The sequence below is a fragment of the Flavobacterium sp. genome, from assembly GCF_035292545.1.
Classification (GTDB): Bacteria; Bacteroidota; Bacteroidia; order Flavobacteriales; family Flavobacteriaceae; genus Flavobacterium.
Genome location: NZ_DATDPV010000072.1, coordinates 1 through 21040 on the forward strand (window position 1 = coordinate 1; position 21040 = coordinate 21040).

General features: G+C 34.5%; 20 protein-coding genes. 12 read left to right on the forward strand and 8 right to left on the reverse strand.

The features are described 5' to 3' along the window. Positions 1 to 540: 540 nt before the first annotated feature. A complete protein-coding gene (locus tag VI621_RS11940; RefSeq protein WP_324218623.1) occupies positions 541 to 1212 on the reverse strand; it encodes a DUF4294 domain-containing protein in 672 nt (223 codons plus the stop codon). A gap of 84 nt (positions 1213 to 1296) precedes the next feature. Between VI621_RS11940 and VI621_RS11945 the strand changes: the two genes are divergently transcribed. Next, entirely contained in the window at positions 1297 to 2385 is a 1089-nt protein-coding gene (locus tag VI621_RS11945; protein WP_324218624.1) for a M42 family metallopeptidase, read from the forward strand. A 96-nt stretch (positions 2386 to 2481) separates the two neighbouring features. Further along, complete coding sequence (locus tag VI621_RS11950) at positions 2482 to 3078, forward strand: DUF2238 domain-containing protein (RefSeq protein WP_324218625.1); 597 nt, start codon at positions 2482 to 2484, stop codon at positions 3076 to 3078. 116 nt (positions 3079 to 3194) lie between these two features. Here the strand turns inward: VI621_RS11950 and VI621_RS11955 are convergent, their stop codons facing one another. The 5 genes from VI621_RS11955 to VI621_RS11975 form a co-directional block, all read right to left on the reverse strand. Then, entirely contained in the window at positions 3195 to 3695 is a 501-nt protein-coding gene (locus tag VI621_RS11955) for a hypothetical protein (protein ID WP_324218626.1), read from the reverse strand. Between the two features lie 179 nt (positions 3696 to 3874). Further along, positions 3875 to 4402 (reverse strand): hypothetical protein, encoded by a 528-nt coding sequence (locus VI621_RS11960; RefSeq protein ID WP_324218627.1) that lies wholly within the window; start codon positions 4400 to 4402, stop codon positions 3875 to 3877. A 424-nt stretch (positions 4403 to 4826) separates the two neighbouring features. Next, complete coding sequence (locus VI621_RS11965) at positions 4827 to 5777, reverse strand: phosphoribosylaminoimidazolesuccinocarboxamide synthase (RefSeq protein ID WP_324218649.1); 951 nt, start codon at positions 5775 to 5777, stop codon at positions 4827 to 4829. A 90-nt stretch (positions 5778 to 5867) separates the two neighbouring features. Beyond that, positions 5868 to 6218, reverse strand: a complete 351-nt coding sequence (locus VI621_RS11970; RefSeq protein WP_324218628.1) for a DUF6984 family protein — start codon at positions 6216 to 6218, stop codon at positions 5868 to 5870. A gap of 178 nt (positions 6219 to 6396) precedes the next feature. Next, entirely contained in the window at positions 6397 to 7347 is a 951-nt protein-coding gene (locus VI621_RS11975) for a PhoH family protein (protein ID WP_324218629.1), read from the reverse strand. 108 nt (positions 7348 to 7455) lie between these two features. Between VI621_RS11975 and VI621_RS11980 the strand changes: the two genes are divergently transcribed. From VI621_RS11980 to dnaN, 5 genes are all read left to right on the forward strand, one after another. Continuing rightward, on the forward strand, positions 7456 to 8307 hold the full coding sequence (locus tag VI621_RS11980) for an SAM-dependent chlorinase/fluorinase (protein ID WP_324218630.1): 852 nt from the start codon (positions 7456 to 7458) through the stop codon (positions 8305 to 8307). A 36-nt stretch (positions 8308 to 8343) separates the two neighbouring features. Continuing rightward, on the forward strand, positions 8344 to 8640 hold the full coding sequence (locus VI621_RS11985) for an antibiotic biosynthesis monooxygenase family protein (protein WP_324218631.1): 297 nt from the start codon (positions 8344 to 8346) through the stop codon (positions 8638 to 8640). 54 nt (positions 8641 to 8694) lie between these two features. Continuing rightward, the gene (gldF, locus tag VI621_RS11990; RefSeq protein ID WP_324218632.1) at positions 8695 to 9420 is read left to right on the forward strand and encodes a gliding motility-associated ABC transporter permease subunit GldF; all 726 of its coding nucleotides are present in this window, start codon (positions 8695 to 8697) and stop codon (positions 9418 to 9420) included. Then, the gene (gene gldG / locus VI621_RS11995; RefSeq protein ID WP_324218633.1) at positions 9420 to 11105 is read left to right on the forward strand and encodes a gliding motility-associated ABC transporter substrate-binding protein GldG; all 1686 of its coding nucleotides are present in this window, start codon (positions 9420 to 9422) and stop codon (positions 11103 to 11105) included. The genes gldF and gldG overlap by 1 nt, the downstream gene beginning before the upstream one ends. A 115-nt stretch (positions 11106 to 11220) precedes the next feature. Then, complete coding sequence (dnaN, locus tag VI621_RS12000) at positions 11221 to 12339, forward strand: DNA polymerase III subunit beta (protein ID WP_324218634.1); 1119 nt, start codon at positions 11221 to 11223, stop codon at positions 12337 to 12339. A 79-nt stretch (positions 12340 to 12418) separates the two neighbouring features. On the opposite strand, the gene VI621_RS12005 is transcribed toward dnaN, so the two are convergent. Then, positions 12419 to 14191 (reverse strand): MutS-related protein, encoded by a 1773-nt coding sequence (locus tag VI621_RS12005; protein ID WP_324218635.1) that lies wholly within the window; start codon positions 14189 to 14191, stop codon positions 12419 to 12421. Between the two features lie 143 nt (positions 14192 to 14334). Further along, positions 14335 to 15168: a universal stress protein gene (locus VI621_RS12010; RefSeq protein ID WP_324218636.1), complete on the reverse strand. Its 834-nt coding sequence runs from the start codon at positions 15166 to 15168 to the stop codon at positions 14335 to 14337. Between the two features lie 173 nt (positions 15169 to 15341). Between VI621_RS12010 and mnmE the strand changes: the two genes are divergently transcribed. The 5 genes from mnmE to VI621_RS12035 all read left to right on the forward strand — a co-directional run bounded on the left by mnmE (position 15342) and on the right by VI621_RS12035 (position 20995). Then, positions 15342 to 16742 (forward strand): tRNA uridine-5-carboxymethylaminomethyl(34) synthesis GTPase MnmE, encoded by a 1401-nt coding sequence (mnmE, locus tag VI621_RS12015; RefSeq protein WP_324218637.1) that lies wholly within the window; start codon positions 15342 to 15344, stop codon positions 16740 to 16742. 182 nt (positions 16743 to 16924) lie between these two features. Beyond that, positions 16925 to 18067 (forward strand): saccharopine dehydrogenase family protein, encoded by a 1143-nt coding sequence (locus VI621_RS12020; protein ID WP_324218638.1) that lies wholly within the window; start codon positions 16925 to 16927, stop codon positions 18065 to 18067. 192 nt (positions 18068 to 18259) lie between these two features. Next, a complete protein-coding gene (locus VI621_RS12025; protein WP_324218639.1) occupies positions 18260 to 19330 on the forward strand; it encodes a DUF3667 domain-containing protein in 1071 nt (356 codons plus the stop codon). 92 nt (positions 19331 to 19422) lie between these two features. Further along, on the forward strand, positions 19423 to 20418 hold the full coding sequence (locus VI621_RS12030; RefSeq protein ID WP_324218640.1) for a metal-dependent hydrolase: 996 nt from the start codon (positions 19423 to 19425) through the stop codon (positions 20416 to 20418). A 37-nt stretch (positions 20419 to 20455) separates the two neighbouring features. Continuing rightward, positions 20456 to 20995, forward strand: coding sequence for a 2'-5' RNA ligase family protein (locus VI621_RS12035; protein ID WP_324218641.1), 540 nt, complete (start codon positions 20456 to 20458; stop codon positions 20993 to 20995). The last annotated feature ends 45 nt before the right edge of the window (positions 20996 to 21040 follow it).

Below are 21040 nucleotides of genomic sequence, written 5' to 3' on the forward strand. Positions count from 1 at the left end.
TTATTTTGATTCGATTCCCAGTAAATAAGTAAGAACTTCTGCGTCATTGCGGGTGCAAAAGTAGCATACTTATTCGCTTTCGCAAACTTTTAAATGTCTTTTTTTGAAAGTTTTTTTGATTGATACGCTAAGTTGCTGGGACCGTGTTTTTTGGATATGAAAGTTTTTTGAAGGTTGATTGGTGATGAGGGAAGATTCGTGGAAATCCTGGGTTGGCTTTACTCTTATATATAGTACACCTGTTTGTTTAATGGATGTAAAAGAACACAGATTTGACGGATTTGGCGGATTTGCACGGATGCATTGCAATGTCTTTTTATGAATTTAGGGGAATTGGAGCTATTCCATAGAGAAAAACAAAGGCTTTTTGACCCGAATGTGGAGTAACCTAATCTGTAAATAAGCCTCAAACTCCTCCTTTAGCCCCGAGTGCAGCGGAAATCCTTTCGCTTTTTCCTTTAAAAAGCGAAAGATTGGAGCGGAAAGCGGGAATTGCACCTATATATAAGGACGGACTTTGCGCTCCTGAGGAAAATGTTACTACTTCTTACTTGCTTTTTTATACCAATGATCCGAAAGATCGTAGTAATCTATCGGGTTTGCAGATTCTTGTTTGACCAACCTACCGCTATTGAAGGCACGTTCTAAAATGGTTTCTATGAGATAATCTTCATTAACTTGGTAGGGATCGTATTTGGATTTTATATTAATGTCAAATAATTTGGCGGTATTGTTGGACCAGAATGCTTTCCAACCGCTTTTGTATTCCTTAATAAGGTCGTACGTTGTGATACCGGTTTGGCGATAAATTAGCTTTACCAGAATCTGGCCTTGTTTACGAGATAGTTTTTTGAGTTTAGCCGTAAATTCATTCTCTATATAATCTTCGACTATCTTGAAATACTTTTTCTTCTCCCTATTCGTTTTAAGGTTTGCCATATTCTTATTTAGTGACGTTAATCTTTCGGAGGCAATTTTTGCATAAGGGTACACCTTATATACTCTGTTCTGAAGTAGTAGAAATTGTTTCTTACCCTCAGCATCTAATTTGTCTTTGCTAATAATGACTTCTTCTAATAATACGGCTTCCCCAAGAATGGTGTCGTTCTCTTCTGAAATTTCTTCGGTTTTTATACTGTCTTTTTTTACCACCTGGGCAAAGGCACTTGTTGTGATAAAGGAAATAAGCAAAAGATATTTGAATACGTTCATTTGAAAAGTTATTTGTTTGTCAAAATTATACATTATATATAACAAGTGTGATGCCAAATTTATAATTTAGCAAAAAAATATTTTATGAGCACAAAATCGATATTAAAAGAAACTTCCATTGCCTTTTTGGAACAATATTTAAACAACGCCTCGCCTACTGGTTTTGAAGCCGAAGGACAAAAAATCTGGATGGATTATGTAAAACCTTATGTAGATACATTTATTACGGACACATATGGAACAGCGGTTGGTGTTATCAATCCGGATGCTCCTTATAAAGTAGTGATTGAAGGCCACGCGGATGAAATTTCCTGGTATGTAAATTACATTACCGACAATGGTTTAATATATGTAATCCGAAATGGGGGTTCCGATCATCAGATTGCACCGTCAAAGTTGGTAAACATTCATACCAAAAAAGGGATTGTAAAAGGCGTTTTCGGTTGGCCGGCAATTCATACCCGTCTTAAAGACAAAGAGGAAAACCCTAAAATCAGTAATCTATTTATTGATACCGGTTGCGAAACTAAAGAAGAAGTGGAGAAAATGGGAATTCACGTAGGCTGTGTCATCACCTATCCTGATGAATTCATGATTATGAACGGGAATAAGTTTGTATGTCGTGCGATTGATAACCGTATGGGCGGATTTATGATTGCCGAAGTAGCGCGTTTGCTTCATGAAAATAAAAAGAAATTACCTTTTGGATTATACATCACCAATTCGGTTCAGGAAGAAGTAGGTCTTCGCGGTGCCGAAATGATTACGAAAACCATCCGACCAAACGTAGCAATTGTTACTGATGTTTGTCACGACACTTCTACTCCTATGATTGATGTAAAAGTGGAAGGCGAAACAAAAATCGGAAAAGGTCCGGTAATTACCTATGCTCCCGCAGTACAAAACAATTTGAGAGAGTTGATTATAAATACGGCCGAAGAAAATAAAATTCCTTTTCAACGCATGGCTTCCTCTCGTGTTACGGGAACTGATACCGATGCATTTGCGTATAGTAATGGCGGCGTAGCATCGGCTTTGATTTCGCTTCCTTTGCGTTACATGCACACAACGGTAGAAATGGTGCACCGTGACGATGTCGAAAACGTAATTAAATTAATCTACGAGAGTTTATTGAAAATTGAGAATAACGAAACGTTTTCTTATTTCAAATAATATTTAGAAGCTATTCCCGCTATCTGCTATATCTTTTTCTGTCTAAAGAAGCCAGAAAAAGGATACCGCTCCTATCAGGGCCAAAAAACAAACCAAATGAGATACATTTATATCATGTTAAACATTTTTGTTGGAACTTTCCTTTGGGCAATCATTAATCCAAAGGAAGGCTTCACTTGTTTTTTGGAAGTTTTGCCTGCTGTAATTGGCGTTTTAATCTTGATATTTACTTTTAAGAAATTTAGGTTTACCAATTTTACCTATTTCCTGATTCTGATTCACTGCATTATTCTCTTCATTGGCGGACATTATACGTATGCCGAAGTTCCTTTTTTCGATTATATTAAAGAGACTTTTCATCAGAGTAGAAACAATTATGACAAAGTTGGACACTTTGCACAAGGCTTGGTTCCTGCAATGATTATACGCGAATTGTTTATTCGCAAAATGGTGATCAGTAATAAAAGCTTTTTCAACTTTATTATTGTATCCATTTGTCTGGCTATTAGTGCAGCTTATGAATGGATTGAATGGCTGGTTTCTATTTTAACCGGAGAAGGTGGCGATGCTTTTTTAGGTACACAAGGTTATATTTGGGATACACAATCTGATATGTTATATGCAACGATTGGCGCTATTGTCGGATTAATATTGTTTTCGAAAATACAAGACAAACAGCTTCAAAAAATATAAGTCAATATTTTTAAACATAAAAAAAGCATCATTATAGATCCATAATGGTGCTTTTTCATTAGCAAAGTATTCTTTGCCCGACCTGATTTCGTATAGATAATAATTAAAACTTCTATTTATTTTTCGAAGTCCAAAAGTTGAATCTCATTTGGAACGATGCTTTCAATTATTTGATTGTCTTCGGCAATAATATCCTCTATTGCTTTATCAATAAAAATAAAATGAACTTCTGCTGTTGCAACCTTGCTTTCAATTATTTGATTATTCTCTGCAATAACATCTTCTATCGGTTTTTCGCTGTATAAATAGACAACCTCATTTGAGAAGCTGCTTTCGATTATTTTATTGTTTTCAGCAATAATTTCTTCGATTGGTTTTTCTAAGTTTAAAGCAATAACTTTTAGCGGATCAAATATCACTGTGTCTTCATCGGGACCAAACTTTTTTTGATTAAAAATTACTTCTTCCGGCAATAGTGCTTCATTTTGTGCAGTCGTTACTGATTCGACTGATTTGAATTGAGAAGCATTGTCTTGATTTTTAAAAACCTCTGATGCATGGTTAACATTAGTAAATGCCAACAACATGATTCCTAAATAAACGATTGAATTTTTCATGATGATTGATTTTTAATTACTTAACGATTTAAAAGAATAGACGCTTCAAATCAACAAAACGTTACAATCTTTTTCTGCTTTAACTTTTTTTTAAATTCTATATCGATGACCCACATTTTTTACCTGTCCAAATGCAACAATTAACTTTTAAACTCCTTTTTCTTTAAGATTATTAAATTTTAAATCTCTTTTATTTTTTCGAAATCAAGCGGTTGAAATTCATTAGAAATAGTGCTTTCGATAATTTTATTGTCTTCAATGATGATTTCTTCAATCGTTTTTTCGATTTGAAGAGGCTGAACTTCTGTTGAAATAGTGCTTTCTATTATTTCATTATCTTCTGCAATAATTTCCTCTGTTGATTTTTCGATGTATAAAAAGCTAATTTCATTTGAAATACCATTTTCAATTATTTGATTATTCTCCGCAATGACTTCTTCAATGGTTCTTTCGAATGCATTAAAAACAACAGTATCCGGGTTAAAGATTGACGTATCTTCAACCAGAGAAAATACTTTAATTGTTGAATCATTATCGTTTGATATTTCAGTAACGATTACTTTTGAATCGACAACTTCGGCTGAATGCTGTTTAGTACTAAAGGAACTATCGTCATTTTTAATAAATGACTGATGAACATTTGATGCTGTAATACTATTTGTAATAGATAGTAAAGCAATTCCTAAATAAATGATTGAATTTTTCATGATAATTAATTTTTTAATTGTTGATTTTTTTGTTTGTTTTGTTGCTGATGAAAAGCATATAATAATATCCTATGCAAATATATATCTTAAAGACAGTATTGTGTTTCACATAGTACTTAAATTTAACAAAATATTAACTTTTTAAAAAGAGTGATATCAAATAAGAATAGACAAAAAATTAGAATTATAATACTGATTACAAATAATATAACCCTACGACAAGCTTATATAAAAATGATTTAATTACAAATATTAAATAAATGTTCCTTCTTAAAAAGAAGACAAACAACAGTTGGTTTATTAGGTTAAGATTAGTAAGTGACCGATTTAAAGATGTCAAAATCCGGGTTTCCATCTATTTCATCCTCAAAAAAGCATAAAAAAAACCGCCATAAGGCGGTTAAATAATTTTAAAACTTTGTTTCTATTTTTCCAAATATGCCAAAACGTTTTTCTCAATTCGTTCATTGATATTCGAAATATCAGCTTTCACAAAGGGTTCTCCTAATATTCTTTCATATAGTTCTATGTAACGTTCCGAAACCGTTTCAATATATTCATCGCTCATATCTGGAATTTGTTGGCCTTCTTTGCCTTGAAAACCGTTTTCGATTAACCAGCGTCTTACGAATTCTTTAGATAATTGTTTTTGTTCTTCACCGGTATCTTGTCTTTCCTGATAACCATCCGCGTAGAAATAACGAGAGGAATCCGGTGTATGAATTTCATCAATCAGGACAATTTTTCCGTTTTTTGTTTTACCAAATTCATATTTTGTATCTACCAAAATCAGTCCACGACTGGCGGCGATACTGGTTCCTCGCTGATATAGGGCGTAAGTATAATTTTCTAAAACCAAATAATCTTCTTCCGAAACAATTCCTTGGGCTAAAATATCTTCACGAGAAATGTCTTCATCGTGTGCTCCATTAGCGGCTTTTGTAGAAGGCGTGATAATTGGGGTTGGTAATTTGTCGTTTTCTTTTAGTCCTTCCGGCAAGGTTACGCCACACAATATTCTTTTTCCTGAAGCATATTCGCGGGCCGCATGACCGGCAAGATAACCACGGATTACCATTTCGACTTTGAAAGGCTGGCATAAATGACCAACGGCAACATTTGGATCCGGCGTCGCAATTAACCAATTTGGAACGATATCTTGTGTCAGTTCCATGAATTTGGTGGCAATTTGATTCAGGATTTGTCCTTTATACGGAATTCCTTTTGGCATCACGACATCAAAAGCTGAAAGTCGGTCGGTAGCGACCATGACCAAAAGCTCATCGTTGATATTATAGACTTCACGAACTTTGCCGTGATATACTGATTTTTGATTGGGGAAATTGAAATTAGTCGTGGTGATGGTATTGTTCATTGTTGTAGTTAGTTGTTTGTGCAAAAATAGGTTGTTTTGAAGAGATACACAAAGAAAACTAATAGATGCTCTGAGAAACTTTACGCAAATTTACTTCATTTCAGTAAAATTATCAGGTATTGAAATTAAAGCACTAAAATCAGTTTTCCAAATATCCAATTCAAATAAATTACCTTTTTTATCTATATATAATGACGCAATGACTTTAGCTCCATCAGAATCTTCAAATGAATGATCGCTTATTTGTTTACCAAAAACTCTTTTTTCATTATAATCAGTGCTTGAATCCGGATATAAAATTAAACTACCCATTTTACCATCATCCATTTCTCTAACCATAATATTATTTAACTGATTTTGAGTGACTTTTAATTCTGATTTATCAATTAAAACAGATAATAATTTCTTTTCCTTTTCTGATAATTTTCTATAATGCTGCATATAATTAATGCCTTAAATTTAAAAAAATCAATACAAACCTTACTTAGCCCCGATTGCAGTGGAAATCCTTTTCCTTTTTTCTTTAAAAAGGAAAAGATTGAAGCGAAAAGCGGGAATATGATTTATAAATATTCCAAAGCTTTTCGCTTCAATAAAATCTGAGCAATTTGATTACTTCTTAATCATGATTTTCAATCTGTTTGTAGGCATCAATTACTTTTTTAACCAATCGGTGACGCACGATATCTTTGTCATCAAGATAAATAATTCCGATGCCGTCGACATCTTTCAGAACCAATATGGCTTCTTTGAGTCCGGAAATGGTTCTTCTTGGCAAATCGACTTGTCCCGGGTCGCCGGTAATCATGAATTTGGCGCTTTTTCCCATACGGGTCAGGAACATTTTCATTTGCGAATGGGTTGTATTTTGGGCTTCATCCAGAATCACGAATGCATCATCCAGTGTTCGTCCACGCATGAAAGCCAAAGGTGCAATCTGGATGATTCCTTTTAGGATATAATCTTCCAGTTTTTCGTTGGGCAACATATCGCGCAACGCATCATATAAAGGTTGCATGTAAGGATCGAGTTTTTCTTTCATATCGCCGGGCAGAAAACCGAGGTTCTCCCCTGCTTCTACCGCCGGACGCGTCAGAATGATTCTTTTGACTTGTTTTTCTTTCAATGCTTTTACCGCCATGGCCACTCCGGTATAGGTTTTCCCCGTTCCCGCTGGTCCTACGGCAAAAACCATATCATTTTTGGCCATCGAATCCACCAGCAATTGTTGGTTGGCTGTCATGGCTTTGATGATTTTTCCGCCGACTCCGTGAACTAAGATTTTATCGTGCGCATCCGCTCTTTTGTCGTCTTGCGAATCACTTTGTATGACTCTTTCGATAACATTATTATCGATATTGTTGTATCGCGTAAAATGGAGCATCAACCGATGAAATCGTTTCTCAAATTCGTCCAGGGCGTCTTTTTCGCCAAAAACCTTTATTGTCGTACCTCTTGCGACAATTTTTAATTTAGGATAATACTTTTTAATCGTTTCAAGATGAGTGTCTTGAGCGCCCCAAAAATCTTTAGGAGCGATGTCTATGAGCTCGATGGTTCTTTCGTTCAAATGGAGTAGTATTTAATTAAAAAATAATCGCTGATAATTATTAGCTTTGCATATCTCAAATTTAAGAAATTTTAGAATAAATTCCTTGTAATAGTTATAAACAATTTTATGTCAATAATTACCCTTACTACCGATTACGGGCTAAAAGACCACTTTGTTGGTGCTTTGAAAGGGAAAATTTTATCTGAGTTTTCAGAGGCAAAAATCATAGATATTTCGCACAATATTGATCCATTCAACACGGTAGAAGCAAGTTACATGATTAGTGCTGCTTATATGAGTTTCCCGAAAGGAAGCGTTCATCTTATAGGCGTGGATGCCGAAATGAATAAGGAAAACCGACATATTGCGATGCAATGGAACGATCATTTTTTTATTTGTGCCGATAATGGAATCCTGAGCATGCTTACTCAAAAGATTGTACCCCAGAAATTGGTGGCCATTAATATTCACGATCGCTTGTCTGTTGAAGCTACCGATTTGGATGTTTTTGTAACGGTGGCCTGTCATCTTGCCAAAGGTGGTTTACTGAATGTTATTGGAAAAGAAATCGATTCCATAAAACAAGTAACGGAATTACAACCTGTAATTGCGACTGATAAAAATTCGATAAAAGGCTATGTGATTTATATTGATCATTTTGGTAATGTGGTGACCAATATTACCAAAAAACTGTTTTTGGATCTGGCCAAAGGAAGACCTTATGAAATCATATTAAACGAGAGAACAAAACAAAATAAAAAAGGCAACATCAAAAACATATGGCCTAAATATTCTGATATTGCCAATTCACGTAATTACCCGATAAAAAATTATGAAGGCGATAAATTAGCCATTTTCAATGAAGCCGGATTTCTGGAAATTGCCATTTTTAGAAGTAATCCTGCAAGTGTTGGTTCTGCTAATAGTTTATTGGGATTGAATTATAGGGATGTTGTTACGATTCAATTTAATGATTAGCTTAAATCAACAAATAACCAAATCAACGAATTAACTATGTTTGTACGAATAGTAAAATTGAGTTTTCACGAGGAACATATTCCTGCTTTTTTAGAAAATTTCGAATTAATGAAAGAAAAAATACGATCTGCTCCCGGAAATCGGTTTTTGGAATTGTATCAGGATAAAAACAACAAAAGTATTTTCTTTACCTATAGTTATTGGGAAACCGAAGTCGATTTAGAAAATTACCGAAATTCTGAACTTTTTTACGATGTCTGGACTTTTACCAAGAAATTATTCAATGATAAGCCTGAAGCCTGGAGCGTGGATAAGTTAGTAAGTTTGCAATAATCAATATTCAGTTTCAAATACACGAATAACCAAATCAACGATTAAACAATAAAAATGAAAGCCATATTATTACGAGAAATTAAATCCTTTTTTGGTTCGCCGATAGGTTATTTGGTCATCGCCATTTTTCTTTTGCTCAACGGACTGTTCCTTTGGGTTTTCGAGGGTGATTTCAATATTTTAAACTCCGGTTTTGCCGATTTAAGTCCGTTTTTTACTATTTCCCCATGGATACTTATTTTCCTGATTCCGGCGGTAACGATGCGCAGTTTTTCGGATGAAATGAAACAAGGAACCTTAGAATTGTTGCTTACCAAACCTTTGAGTATCTGGCAAATCGTAAACGGAAAATTCCTTGGTGCGATGTTATTAATCGTTATTGCCATTATTCCGACCTTCATTTATGTAAAAGTAATTTCCGGTTTAGGAATGCCCGAAGGGAATATCGATATGGGAAGCACAATGGGTTCTTATTTTGGATTGTTATTCCTCATTGCGGCTTATTCAGCAATTGGAATTTTCACTTCTACCCTTTCCGACAATCAGATTGTGGCGTTTATCCTTTCGGTATTTTTGTGTTTCATTTTCTATTTTGGATTCGAAGGATTGGCTAGTGCTGTTCCAAGCATCGAAAATTTCATTTCTAAATTAGGAATGGACAGTCATTACAAGAGTATGAGCCGAGGCGTTCTGGACACCAGAGACATATTATATTTTGTGAGCGTAACCGTTTTATTCCTTTCGTTTACTGTTTTTAAATTAAAATCTTTGAAATCGTAATGGTACCAATTAAAAAAAGCAACCTAAAAACCCTATTGTTCACTATCGCTATTTTGTTAGTCGTGAATGGCATTGGAAGTCAGTTTTTTCATCGTTTTGATTTAACCAAAGACAAAAGATATACCCTTTCCCCAACTTCTTTGAATATCATCAAAGAAGTGAAAGATCCTTTAATCATTGATGTTTTCTTAAAAGGGGAATTTCCTGGTGAATTCAAAAAACTGCAAACGGAAACCCAACAATTATTAGAGGAATTCAAAGCCTATAATTCGAATATAGTTTTCCAATTTGTAAATCCATTGGAAAATGAAGAAGAGCGTGACACCATTATGCAATCGTTCGTTGAAAGAGGTTTAACACCAATTAATGTTACGCTTGACGATAAAGGAAAACAAACCCAGGAAGTGGTTTTTCCTTGGGCAATTGCCACGTATAATGGCAGAAGTGTAAAAGTACCTCTATTGAAAAATATGATGGGTGCTTCTACAGCAGAAAAAGTCGTGAGTTCGGTGCAACATTTGGAATATGCTTTTGCGAATGCATTTAATACCATTGCTAAAGCCAAAGCAAAGAAAGTCGCTATCATCAAAGGAAACGGCGAATTACACGATTTACTGATGGCCGATTTCATCAAACAGGTCCGAGATAATTATTATATCGGGACTTTTACATTGGATTCAGTAGCGAAAAAACCAAATGAAAGTTTGGCTTATCTCAAAAAATACGATTTAGCCATCATTGCAAAACCAACGGAAAAATTCTCTGATGAAGAAAAATTAGTTCTAGACCAATTCGTTATGAATGGTGGAAAAACATTGTGGCTTGTGGATCAGGTCAACATGGAAATGGATAGTTTGTATAACGAATCCGGTGCTACTTTAGCTTATCCAAACGATTTGAATCTGAACGATATGTTTTTTAAATATGGCGTTCGTATCAATCCGAATTTGGTCAAAGACTTAATGGCAACTCCAATCGCTCTGGCTACCGGAGACAAAGGAAGTGCCGCACAATACACCCAATATCCTTGGTTTTATTCGCCTTTGATTTATCCTTCGGCAAAACATCCTATTGTGAGCAATCTTGATGCCTTAAAATTTGAATTCGCCAGTGGAATTGATACGTTGAAGAACGGCATTAAAAAAACCGTTTTATTACAATCTTCCCCGTATTCAAAATTGGTTGGAGCGCCTGTTGAAGTCAAATTGGATATGGTTCAGGAAAGACCAGAACAAAGTGAATTCAAAAACACGGGTAATATTCCAGTGGCGGTTTTATTGGAAGGGGAATTTCATTCTATGTATGAAAATAGAGTGTTGCCTTTTCAGGAGAAAACATTTGAAACCAAAGGAAGAAATAACAAAATGATTGTCGTTTCCGATGGAGATCTGATTAGAAATCAATTGGATAAAAATTACCAGCCGTTAGAATTAGGCTATGATAAATGGACCAACAATCTATATGGAAACAAAGAATTTCTGATGAATTGTGTCAATTATCTTCTGGACGACAACGGACTTATTAACATTAGAAGCAAAGTAGTCGATTTGCCTATTTTGGATAAAGAAAAAGTATATGCCAATTATACCACTACACAATTGATAACCGTCGGATTACCAATAGTTGTCCTGCTAATTTTTGGTGTAGTATTCACTTTCTTACGAAAAAGAAAATACAGTAAGTAAATGTTAATAAAATCATTTTTTATATTTGTTTGTTTAAGATATATTTGTAAAATGTAAAATTTGTATGATTTCTAATAAAAATTAGAATCATGAATGATTTAAAAAAAAGCCAAAGATGAAGTTTATAGTATCGAGTTCGTACTTATTAAAACAATTGCAAGTATTAGGAAGTGTGATTAACAGTAGTAACACCTTACCTATTTTAGATAATTTCCTTTTTGAATTGGATAGTAAAACCTTAACCGTTTCTGCTTCTGATTTAGAAACTACCATGTCAGCGACTTTAGAAATCGATTCTGAAAGTCAGGGAAGCGTTGCTGTTCCTGCAAAATTGCTTTTGGAAATCCTGAAAACTTTTCCGGAACAACCTTTAACGTTCACCGTTGAAGAAAACAGTACAATTGAAATCAGTTCTAATTCAGGGAAATATGCTTTGGCGTATGCTCCGGGAGAAGAATTCCCGAAATCAGTAAATCTTGACGATCCATCAACTACTTTAGTTCCTGCAGATGTTTTGGCGACTGCGGTGAGTAAAACAATTTTCGCTGCCGGAAACGATGATTTACGTCCTGTAATGTCAGGGGTTTTCTTTCAGTTTTCTCCAGAAGGTTTGACTTTTGTAGCAACAGATGCCCATAAATTAGTGAAATATGCACGTACCGATGTAAAAGCATCTCAAGTAGCTGATTTTATTATGCCAAAAAAACCTTTGAATATCTTAAAAAGTATTCTTGGTGCTTCGGATGCGGAAGTAAAAATTGAGTACAACGATTCAAACGCTACATTCTCTTTTGATAATTATATTTTAATGTGTCGTTTGATAGATGGAAAATATCCAAACTATGAAGCGGTAATTCCAAAAGAAAATCCAAATAAATTAATGATTGACAGAAGCCAATTTTTGAATTCTGTTCGTCGTGTGGCTATTTTCTCAAACAAAACTACACACCAGATTCGTTTAAAAATCGCTGGAGCAGAATTGAATATTTCTGCCGAAGATATTGACTATTCAAACAAAGCAGAAGAAAGATTGACTTGTGATTACCAAGGTGACGATATGCAAATTGGGTTCAACTCTCGTTTCTTAACAGAAATGTTGACGAATTTACAATCGGATATGATCATGCTTGAAATGTCCTTACCAAATCGTGCAGGGATTCTAACTCCAGTTGACGGATTAGAAGATGGTGAAACGGTAACCATGCTGGTCATGCCGGTAATGCTTAATAACTAGCTATTTACAACCCTTTTTATATATTTGAATAAACCGCAATTTCCTAACCAGAATTGCGGTTTTTTTTATTGTATAAAGTCTAAATAACTTCCATTTTTTTCATTAGGAAAGTGGCGCTTCTATTTTTGCAAATCCCGTTTCGAAGTTTGTAATCAAAATGCAAATCATTATCAATAATTTCGACTTCAAAATATTTATTAGTCAACTGATTTGGATAATCATTAGTGGTCAGGCAAACTTCAATATCATGTGTGGCAATGGCTCCAATGGCCTTTTTAGCAATCATTTTCTTCACTACTTCAATAGTTCCATTGCGTTTGTCATCAGAGTTGGTTCCTCTCAGGATTTCATCCAAAAGCACAAAAGCAGGATTTCCTTCCAATTGATCCATAATGAGTTTTAATCGCTTGATTTCTGCGTAGAAATAAGATTCGCTATCCGATAAGGAATCCGATAATCGCATGGATACCAAAATAGATAAGGGATGAACATTCGCTTCATCGGCACAAACTGGCGCACCAATTCCGGCCAATACCATATTAATTCCTAAACTTCTCAGAAATGTACTTTTACCCGACATATTCGAACCCGTTAAAATCATAAAAGATTGTGGTTGGAAATTGACATCATTTCCAATTCTGGTTTTCTCGTTTAATAACGGATGGTTCAAATTAGAAAATGAAATCTCATAATTCGTATTCAAAGTCGGAAAAACAAATTGCGGATTATTATACGAAAAATTGGCCAAACTGTTTAACATATCAAACTCGCCAATTACTTCAAGCCATTGGTTCAGGGCTTCAGCATGGTCTTTTTTCCATTGGATTAAAGCTCTTAAATTATGAAGATGAAAAAGAAAAATTCCATTGAACAATACAGTACTGACTAAATTCCCAATACTGTCCATTCTTGAAAACAAAACCGATAATTGTTTTAAATGGATACTTGCGGTTTCATCCTTATAGCTCAATTTTAATTGCAAATCCTTCAATTTTTCGGATTGAAACGATTCGGTTTCTATTTTATGAACAATAAGACTGTACTGATTAATGATTTTGTCTATATTTTCGGCATTAGCAATTTCGATAGTAATTCGTTTATAGAAATTACCCAAAATCGCCAAATTCAAAGCAAACAAAAAAGATAAAACCGATAAAAAAACCGAATTCGATGTTACCAAATAAGCGATAAATGATCCTGCTAAAAGTGCCGGAGATATAAAAGACAATGCTGAACTTACTTTAGACAAAGGCGTACTGGAAAAGGAACTCCATTTCAGTAAGGTTTCATATAATGATTTGCTGTCGTGACTTATTTTAGCCAAAGCCATAAATTCCTGGCGCCAATCTAATTTTTCTGATAATTCTTTTACCGCTTGTTGATTTCTAAGAATTTCCTGGTTTGGTGCAATTGTAAGCAATTGTTCTGCCAAGTTTTTTTTTCCAACAAAGGTGGTTGTTCTGTTCAGGTTTTGAAATAAAGAATGCTCGCCATAGATATCTAAATCATAGGCATATGGATGTGAAAAATTGTTAAATTCCTGACCGTTTTCGAAAGGTATTTTTTCTCTATTCAGATAGGAAGCTTCATCGTTGTTAATAGCTACGAGTGCTTCTCTAAGTTCTTTCTGAAAAACTAATTTGGTATGAAAACGCATCAAAATAATAAAAAAAGCAAAGAATAAAACGCCCAAAACAATAAGGAAACTTTTTTCTGTTTGGAAATAATAATACAGCGTGAGTAGAAAAAGAACAATGCTCAGTAATCTAAAAAAACTGATGGTATTGTACTTTTTATTGATTTTTGTTAATTCGGCTGAAAAGGTTTTACTCCTTTTTTTATAAACTTCCATAGTTCGATTTGATGAAATGCAAATATAGAATTTACAAAATCAATTAAATCATATAATGTGAAGAACTGACACTATCTCAAAATTCTATATTTATTCATCTAAATATCAGGATTCGAAAATGCTAAAATCGGATTGTCATTTATTTACTTTTCATGTAATGCCAATATTGGAATTTCAGTATGGTAGGACATTTTTTTTGTTAAGCTGGGATCAAAAAGCCCTTCGAAGAAACCGCGTTTATAGGTCAGCATGGACAACATGTCGATGTCTTGATTTTTTAAAAAGTCATAAATGGTTTCTTTTACATCATCATGGGCAATTACAAAAAATTCGACTGGTTCATCTTTAAAATCGGAACGCCATTTTTCTATTTTTGATTCTTTAACATCGGAATCGAAGGTTTTAACATAAAGACATTTTACTTTTGCATTGACTTGTTTCGCAAATTCTATTACTTGTTTTAAAGCAACACGATCTTTACTTTTAAAACGAGTAGTAAAAGCAATTTTTTTGATTTTATCAAATTTAGCTTTGGCAGGAACTGTTAGTGATATTAAAGGAACCTTCTCTATAACGGAACCCGCATTAGAACCTAAAAATGTTTCTTTCCAGCCGGAAGCCCCATTGGTTCCCATGACAATTAAACTAATTTTATCACTTTTAACCAGTTTTTTTATAGCTTGAATTAAATCCCCTTGTTCGAGAACATGGCTCATTTTAATAGAATCCAATTGGTGTTCTTCAGCAATTTTTCTCAACAAAGGCACATGGTCTTTGAAGTTTTCAAATTTATTTAACTCTATAGTTTCATAAACTTCCGAAACATAGGATGGATAACCCTCATAAGAAACAGGTGGCAAATCATATACATGCAACACGATTAATTCGGCTTCAAGGAATTTTGCCATTTCTAAAGCATATACAAATGCATTGTTGGCAGTTTTAGAAAAATCGGTGGGAAAGAGTATTTTTTTCATGATTTCTGATTTTCAAATGGTTATATAAAATTACTAAAATATTTCCATAAAAACAGCTTAACTGTCAGTTTTTCAATTATTTAAATATGAGAAATATTTCAATATAGAGCAACTAACCTATTTAAAAATATCAATTCAAATCTTTGTAACTTTGCACCTTTGATTTACACCTTATGATTTCACAAGATACTATTGTTGCTTTAGCCTCCCCTTCTGGTGCGGGTGCGATTGCCGTTATCCGAATTTCCGGCGAAGATGCGATTACCATTGCAGCTTCGGTTTTTCAATCGGTTTCCGGGAAGGATATTTCGAAACAAAAAACCCATACTTTGCATTTGGGGCATATTGTGGATGGTAACAAAGTAATAGATCAGGTGTTATTATCAATTTTTAAAGGAACCAATTCCTATACCGGCGAAAATACCATTGAAATTTCGTGTCATGGTTCTACTTATATCCAACAGCAAATTATTCAGTTATTGCTTCGTAAAGGGTGTCGAATGGCGAATGCAGGTGAATTTACCTTACGTTCGTTTTTGAATGGTAAAATGGACTTATCTCAAGCGGAAGCAGTGGCCGATTTGATTTCATCTGACAATGAAGCTTCCCACCAAATTGCGATGCAGCAGATGCGTGGTGGCTTTAGTAATGAAATTGCCAAACTTCGGGAAGAATTATTAAATTTTGCCTCATTAATTGAACTCGAATTGGACTTTGCCGAGGAAGATGTGGCATTTGCTGATAGAACGCAATTTCGTGAATTACTGAACCGAATTGAATTTGTTTTAAAAAGATTAATCGATTCGTTTGCCGTTGGAAATGTCATTAAAAACGGTATTCCGGTAGCTATTGTTGGTGAACCGAATGTAGGAAAATCAACTTTATTGAATGCTTTATTAAACGAAGAACGCGCCATTGTTTCTGAAATTGCTGGAACTACCCGTGATACCATTGAAGACGAATTAGTAATTGGCGGCATTGGTTTCCGATTTATTGATACAGCGGGAATCCGAGAAACAGCAGATGTTGTGGAAAGTATCGGAATCAGAAAGACTTTTGAAAAAATTGAACAAGCCCAGGTTGTTTTATATTTGTTTGAAAGTTTAAAATTTAAAGTTCAAAGTTCGGAATACATTATAGAAATTGAAAAAATCAAGAATCAATTTCCTTTGAAACCGTTAGTTGTTGTTATCAATAAAATAGATTTGCTTTCAGAAAACGAAATACTAAACATTAGAAAACAACTGGAAACATTAAACGTTAAACTGGAAACTATTTCAGCTAAAGAAAATATCGGAGTCGAAAATTTGAAAAATCAACTACTTTCGTTTGTGAATACCGGAGCATTACGAAATAATGAGACAATTGTTACCAATACAAGACATTATGACTCTTTATTGAAAGCTTTAGATGAGATACAAAAAGTGAATTATGGATTGCAAACAAATTTACCAAGCGATTTGATGGCGATTGATATTCGGGAGGCCTTATATCATTTTGGTATGATTACGGGACAAGTCACTAATGATGAATTATTGGGAAATATTTTCGCAAATTTCTGCATCGGAAAATAATACATCAAAAATTATTCAATAAAACAACCTGCCTTCTAATTAAGTGTTACCTTATTTTTGGACTTGATTAAACTAAAATTTAACCATATAAAATCATTTTCTATATTTCATAAGACACTATTTAACAACAAACTACATGTAAACTAAAATGCTAAATCAAGAAAAAATGGTATCTTTAGCATATGAAAAAGCATTTCAATATTATCATTGCCGGAGCCGGTGGAATTGCCGAAGCAGTTGGTTTGTTATTAATCGAATGGAGCGAAATCACCCCCACGCTTTTTATTGGAAACCGAACGCATTCCAAAGCGATAAAAGTAGCCAGATGGATTGAAGATGGATCAACTAAACCGTGCAAGATTAAAAGTTTTCACCTTCCGGAAGATGGACTTACAGAGGAAATGAAAGATATTTTAAGCCAAGGGGATATCATACTTGACTGTCTACCGGGTAGTCAGGCTCCAAAAATGGCTCAATTTTCAAAAGATTTTAACCTTCATTACGCCAACCTTACAGAATACGTCGCTGAAACAGAAGAAATAATGGCCTTGGCAAAGGATGCTAAAACTGGATTCCTACTCCAGACAGGTCTGGCTCCCGGTTACATAGATTTGCTCGCCAATGGACTTTTCCAACAGTTTTGCAATGACTTCAAAGTTGATAAAGTAGATAAATTGGAATTTAAAGTCGGCGCGCTGACCAATCATGCAACCGCTCCGCATTATTATGGATTTACCTGGAGCCCAGTGGGTGTTGCTACCGAATATCTAAAAGATGCCATAACCCTTAGAGATTTTAAAAAAACCAATCTGCCTGCATTGTCTGAAAGAGCTACCATAATTATTGATGGTATAGCTTATGAAGAAGACCTTACCTCGGGCGGAGCCGCAGATTTACCCGATGCTTTGTCCGGAAAAGTACGCTCCCTAGACTATAAAACTTTGCGCCATCCGGGACATTACGCCTGGATCGAAGAGCAAATTACTACTTTGAAAAAAACATCTAATGCAGTTAATGACCTACAAGAAAAAATGGAAGCCATAATCCCTCACATCGAGGACGACCAAATCGTTTTGTATGCTGCGGTAGAAGGTAAAGATTCCATGGGTGTTTTACGCAGACGAGAAATTGCCAAGCATATCGTTTCGCAAATAGTCGGAAAACATCAATTGAGAGCCATCCAGACCACAACAGCGGCACCGTTGGCCCAAGCAGCCCAACTCTTACTCGAAACCAATCTTGTCGGGGTTGTTTTACAAAGTCAAATAGATCCGACACCATTTTTAAACGGAAACTATATTGTACCCGTTTATGGAGAAATCTAATTTGGAGCAATTATTTATTTGTGTTTACTTGTGCTTCTAATTAATCTCAAATTAGTGTATTATCCTAGTTTATTTGGCATTCGTTTTTAATTCATTAAGATTATATTAATAAATTTAAGAAGACTCTGTTAAGGTGTTAAAAAGTAAACTAAAAGTTTTATAGCTTTGCAAACCTGGATAGATTTTAAATTAATGTCAAAAGAACCTTTACGATCGGAAACGAATTGTCTTAACTGCAATCATGTTGTTGAACAGCGATTTTGTCCCAACTGCGGGCAGGAAAATGCTGTGATTCGTAAAACTTTTTATCATTTGTTTGTCCATTTCTTTAAAGACTTTACCCATTATGACAGTACACTTTGGAGAACTGTAAGATACCTGTTCTTCAAACCGTCAGCTTTGACTACAGCCTATGTATCTGGAAAACGTTTTTCTTTTTTTCCACCAGTGCGGTTGTATCTTTTCCTAAGTTTTATTACTTTCTTACTGATTTCGCTGTTTCCCGAGGACAGCACTGATGGCAGTAGGAAACCTGATAAAAATAAGAGAGAACAAGTAAGTATTCCCACATTAGATTCTTTGCATATTGACGAAAAAAGTATCGATGGGCTGACAAAGGTGGGCCTGATTTCAGAGGAGAACAATGATACTATCAAAAAGATACTGCAAGATCCAAAAGAAATTAATCCAAAAGAAATAACAGATTTTGGATATAAGAATACAAAAGAACTTGATTCAATACAAAAACATGGTTCCGAAAAAGTAAAAGTCAGTTCGACGGAATACTGGTTTCTTAAAAAGTGGCTCGCCGTAAAAGAAGAGAATACAAACGAAGAAATTATTGAAAAGTTCAGCAAGTCCTTTGCTTATAATCTGCCTAAGGTTTTGTTTTTATATATGCCGGTTTTCGCTTTTATTTTATGGCTTTTTCATGATAAAAAAAAATGGTATTATTATTTTCATGGTGTTTTTACGCTACATTTTTTCTCCTTTTTGCTTTTGTCGATATTACTACTATTTTTTATCGATAAACTTTTTGTTTTATTTGCTTTCTTGCCTATTTTGAGCTGGCCACATCTGGGTATTAAAACCATTGGTTATCTTTGGATGGCTTATTATTTTTTTCCGGCACATCGTATCTTTTATGGTGACACGTATCTGGTTTCTACTTTCAAAAGCAGTATGATATTTGTCATCAATTTAATTATTATCAGTGGACTGCTGGTGTTGTATGCATTGTACACTTATATTAATCTGCACTAAAAAAGCGTCCTTTTTGAAATTTCCTTATCTTTATTCATAAAGACTAATGTTAAACGGCTTTTAAAATACGATAATTCTATTACTTTTACTAAATGGATTCTTTTACCCAAATCGTTTTAGGAATTGCCGTAGCCGAAGTATGTGCTGGAAAAACACTTAAAAACAGAACCTTTTTATATGGTGCTGTTTTAGGTACCATCCCTGATTTAGATGTTGTTGTGGGACTTTTTCTGGATCCTGTAGACGGTATTATGATTCATCGTGGCTTTAGTCATTCCCTTTTATTTTTTCTGTTGCTGTCACCCGTTTTGGGCTGGCTTATTTCGAAAAAAGAAAAGGGAAAAATCAACTTCATTGGAGCAACAACCATGGCATTCTGGTGTTTGTTTACCCATGTATTGCTGGACGGGTTTACTTCCTGGGGCACGCAGATATTATGGCCCTTAAATTATAGATTTGCCTTAAAAACCATATTTGTCATCGATCCGTTATATACCATTCCCCTACTCATTACATTAGTAATGGTATGGAAAACAAATGAGGCATTACTTCGTGAAAAATATGTTCTTAGAGGATTGCTCCTCAGCAGCGGTTATCTGGTATTGTCCTGCTTTATCAAACTTTATGCTTTAAACCGATTTGAAAAAGCATTAACAGCACAGGGGGTTTCCTATTCTGAAATTATCGTAAAACCCACGGCTTTTAACCTAATTTTATGGAATGCCAACGTGTCGACTGCTGATGCTTATTTATTAGGCGATTATTCTTTGTTTGACAGTCAGCCCATTTCTTTTAATAACTATCCTAAAAATTCCGCTCTGGAATTGCAACTGAAAGGGAATTCTGATTTTGAAAAACTAAAAAAAGTAAGTGAAGGCTGGTATCTAATTTCCAAGCAAAATGATTCTTTTTATTTCAACGATTTACGGTTTGGTTTGTTAAATAACAATCCGAAACAGCCGCAGTTTGCCTTCAGTTACCAATTTATTCCAACTGATTCCGAATTAAAAGCAGTTGTAGTAACCAAAGAAAAACGAGATGGTAAGCTATTGCTTCAGAATATTTTTAAACGATTGAAAGGTAATTAAACGTAAATCATAACTTATGGAAAAAAAATATTCGGTTGTGATCAACCCATCGGAAGAAGTTATTGCTTTGGTGAAGTCCATGAAAGAAAGATTGGCGAAGGAAGTCGGCTGGTTTCCTAGTAAAAATTCTGTGGGTCATATCACCATTTGTCTGTTCAAAGCTACAGATGAAGTTCTTGAAAACATTAAGAATCAATTAACCAGTGTATGTGATACTTTACAACCAACTGAAGTTTGTTTGAACGATTTTGGATCCTACCCCAATGGAGCATTTTTTATATCGCCCGACCAAGATTCAAAAAATAATCTGATACCCATAATGAAGCAAGTTCAAGAATCGCTTCATAACCTGAATATTCAAAAAAGTGATGATCCGCATCTGTCCATTGCGAGAAGATTAACGCCTCACCAACTTGAAAGAGCTAAAAGTTTATTTACCTTAATAGACATCCGTTTTTTATGTGATAGTATAGTTTTACGGGAGTTTGATGAGAATATAAAACAATATTTTATAATCGATGAGTTTAAATTCAACAGCAATACACTACCAGAACTAATACAGGGAACACTTTTTTAGTTTTCAAATTGCATTTAAGAAACAGCATCTGAATTGCAAAGTAAA

What these genes read in the sequence shown, in the direction of transcription:
- VI621_RS11940 (WP_324218623.1), bottom strand. Translation starts at nt 1,212, where the DNA reads ATGAACGTATTCAAATATCTTTTGCTTATTTCCTTTATCACAACAAGT.
- VI621_RS12025 (WP_324218639.1), top strand. Translation starts at nt 18,260, where the DNA reads ATGTCAAAAGAACCTTTACGATCGGAAACGAATTGTCTTAACTGCAAT.
- VI621_RS11945 (WP_324218624.1), top strand. Translation starts at nt 1,297, where the DNA reads ATGAGCACAAAATCGATATTAAAAGAAACTTCCATTGCCTTTTTGGAA.
- VI621_RS11950 (WP_324218625.1), top strand. Translation starts at nt 2,482, where the DNA reads ATGAGATACATTTATATCATGTTAAACATTTTTGTTGGAACTTTCCTT.
- VI621_RS12030 (WP_324218640.1), top strand. Translation starts at nt 19,423, where the DNA reads ATGGATTCTTTTACCCAAATCGTTTTAGGAATTGCCGTAGCCGAAGTA.
- mnmE (WP_324218637.1), top strand. Translation starts at nt 15,342, where the DNA reads ATGATTTCACAAGATACTATTGTTGCTTTAGCCTCCCCTTCTGGTGCG.
- VI621_RS11965 (WP_324218649.1), bottom strand. Translation starts at nt 5,777, where the DNA reads ATGAACAATACCATCACCACGACTAATTTCAATTTCCCCAATCAAAAA.
- VI621_RS11955 (WP_324218626.1), bottom strand. Translation starts at nt 3,695, where the DNA reads ATGAAAAATTCAATCGTTTATTTAGGAATCATGTTGTTGGCATTTACT.
- VI621_RS12005 (WP_324218635.1), bottom strand. Translation starts at nt 14,191, where the DNA reads ATGGAAGTTTATAAAAAAAGGAGTAAAACCTTTTCAGCCGAATTAACA.
- VI621_RS11970 (WP_324218628.1), bottom strand. Translation starts at nt 6,218, where the DNA reads ATGCAGCATTATAGAAAATTATCAGAAAAGGAAAAGAAATTATTATCT.
- VI621_RS11960 (WP_324218627.1), bottom strand. Translation starts at nt 4,402, where the DNA reads ATGAAAAATTCAATCATTTATTTAGGAATTGCTTTACTATCTATTACA.
- VI621_RS12010 (WP_324218636.1), bottom strand. Translation starts at nt 15,168, where the DNA reads ATGAAAAAAATACTCTTTCCCACCGATTTTTCTAAAACTGCCAACAAT.
- gldG (WP_324218633.1), top strand. Translation starts at nt 9,420, where the DNA reads ATGGTACCAATTAAAAAAAGCAACCTAAAAACCCTATTGTTCACTATC.
- VI621_RS11980 (WP_324218630.1), top strand. Translation starts at nt 7,456, where the DNA reads ATGTCAATAATTACCCTTACTACCGATTACGGGCTAAAAGACCACTTT.
- VI621_RS11985 (WP_324218631.1), top strand. Translation starts at nt 8,344, where the DNA reads ATGTTTGTACGAATAGTAAAATTGAGTTTTCACGAGGAACATATTCCT.
- dnaN (WP_324218634.1), top strand. Translation starts at nt 11,221, where the DNA reads ATGAAGTTTATAGTATCGAGTTCGTACTTATTAAAACAATTGCAAGTA.
- VI621_RS12020 (WP_324218638.1), top strand. Translation starts at nt 16,925, where the DNA reads ATGAAAAAGCATTTCAATATTATCATTGCCGGAGCCGGTGGAATTGCC.
- gldF (WP_324218632.1), top strand. Translation starts at nt 8,695, where the DNA reads ATGAAAGCCATATTATTACGAGAAATTAAATCCTTTTTTGGTTCGCCG.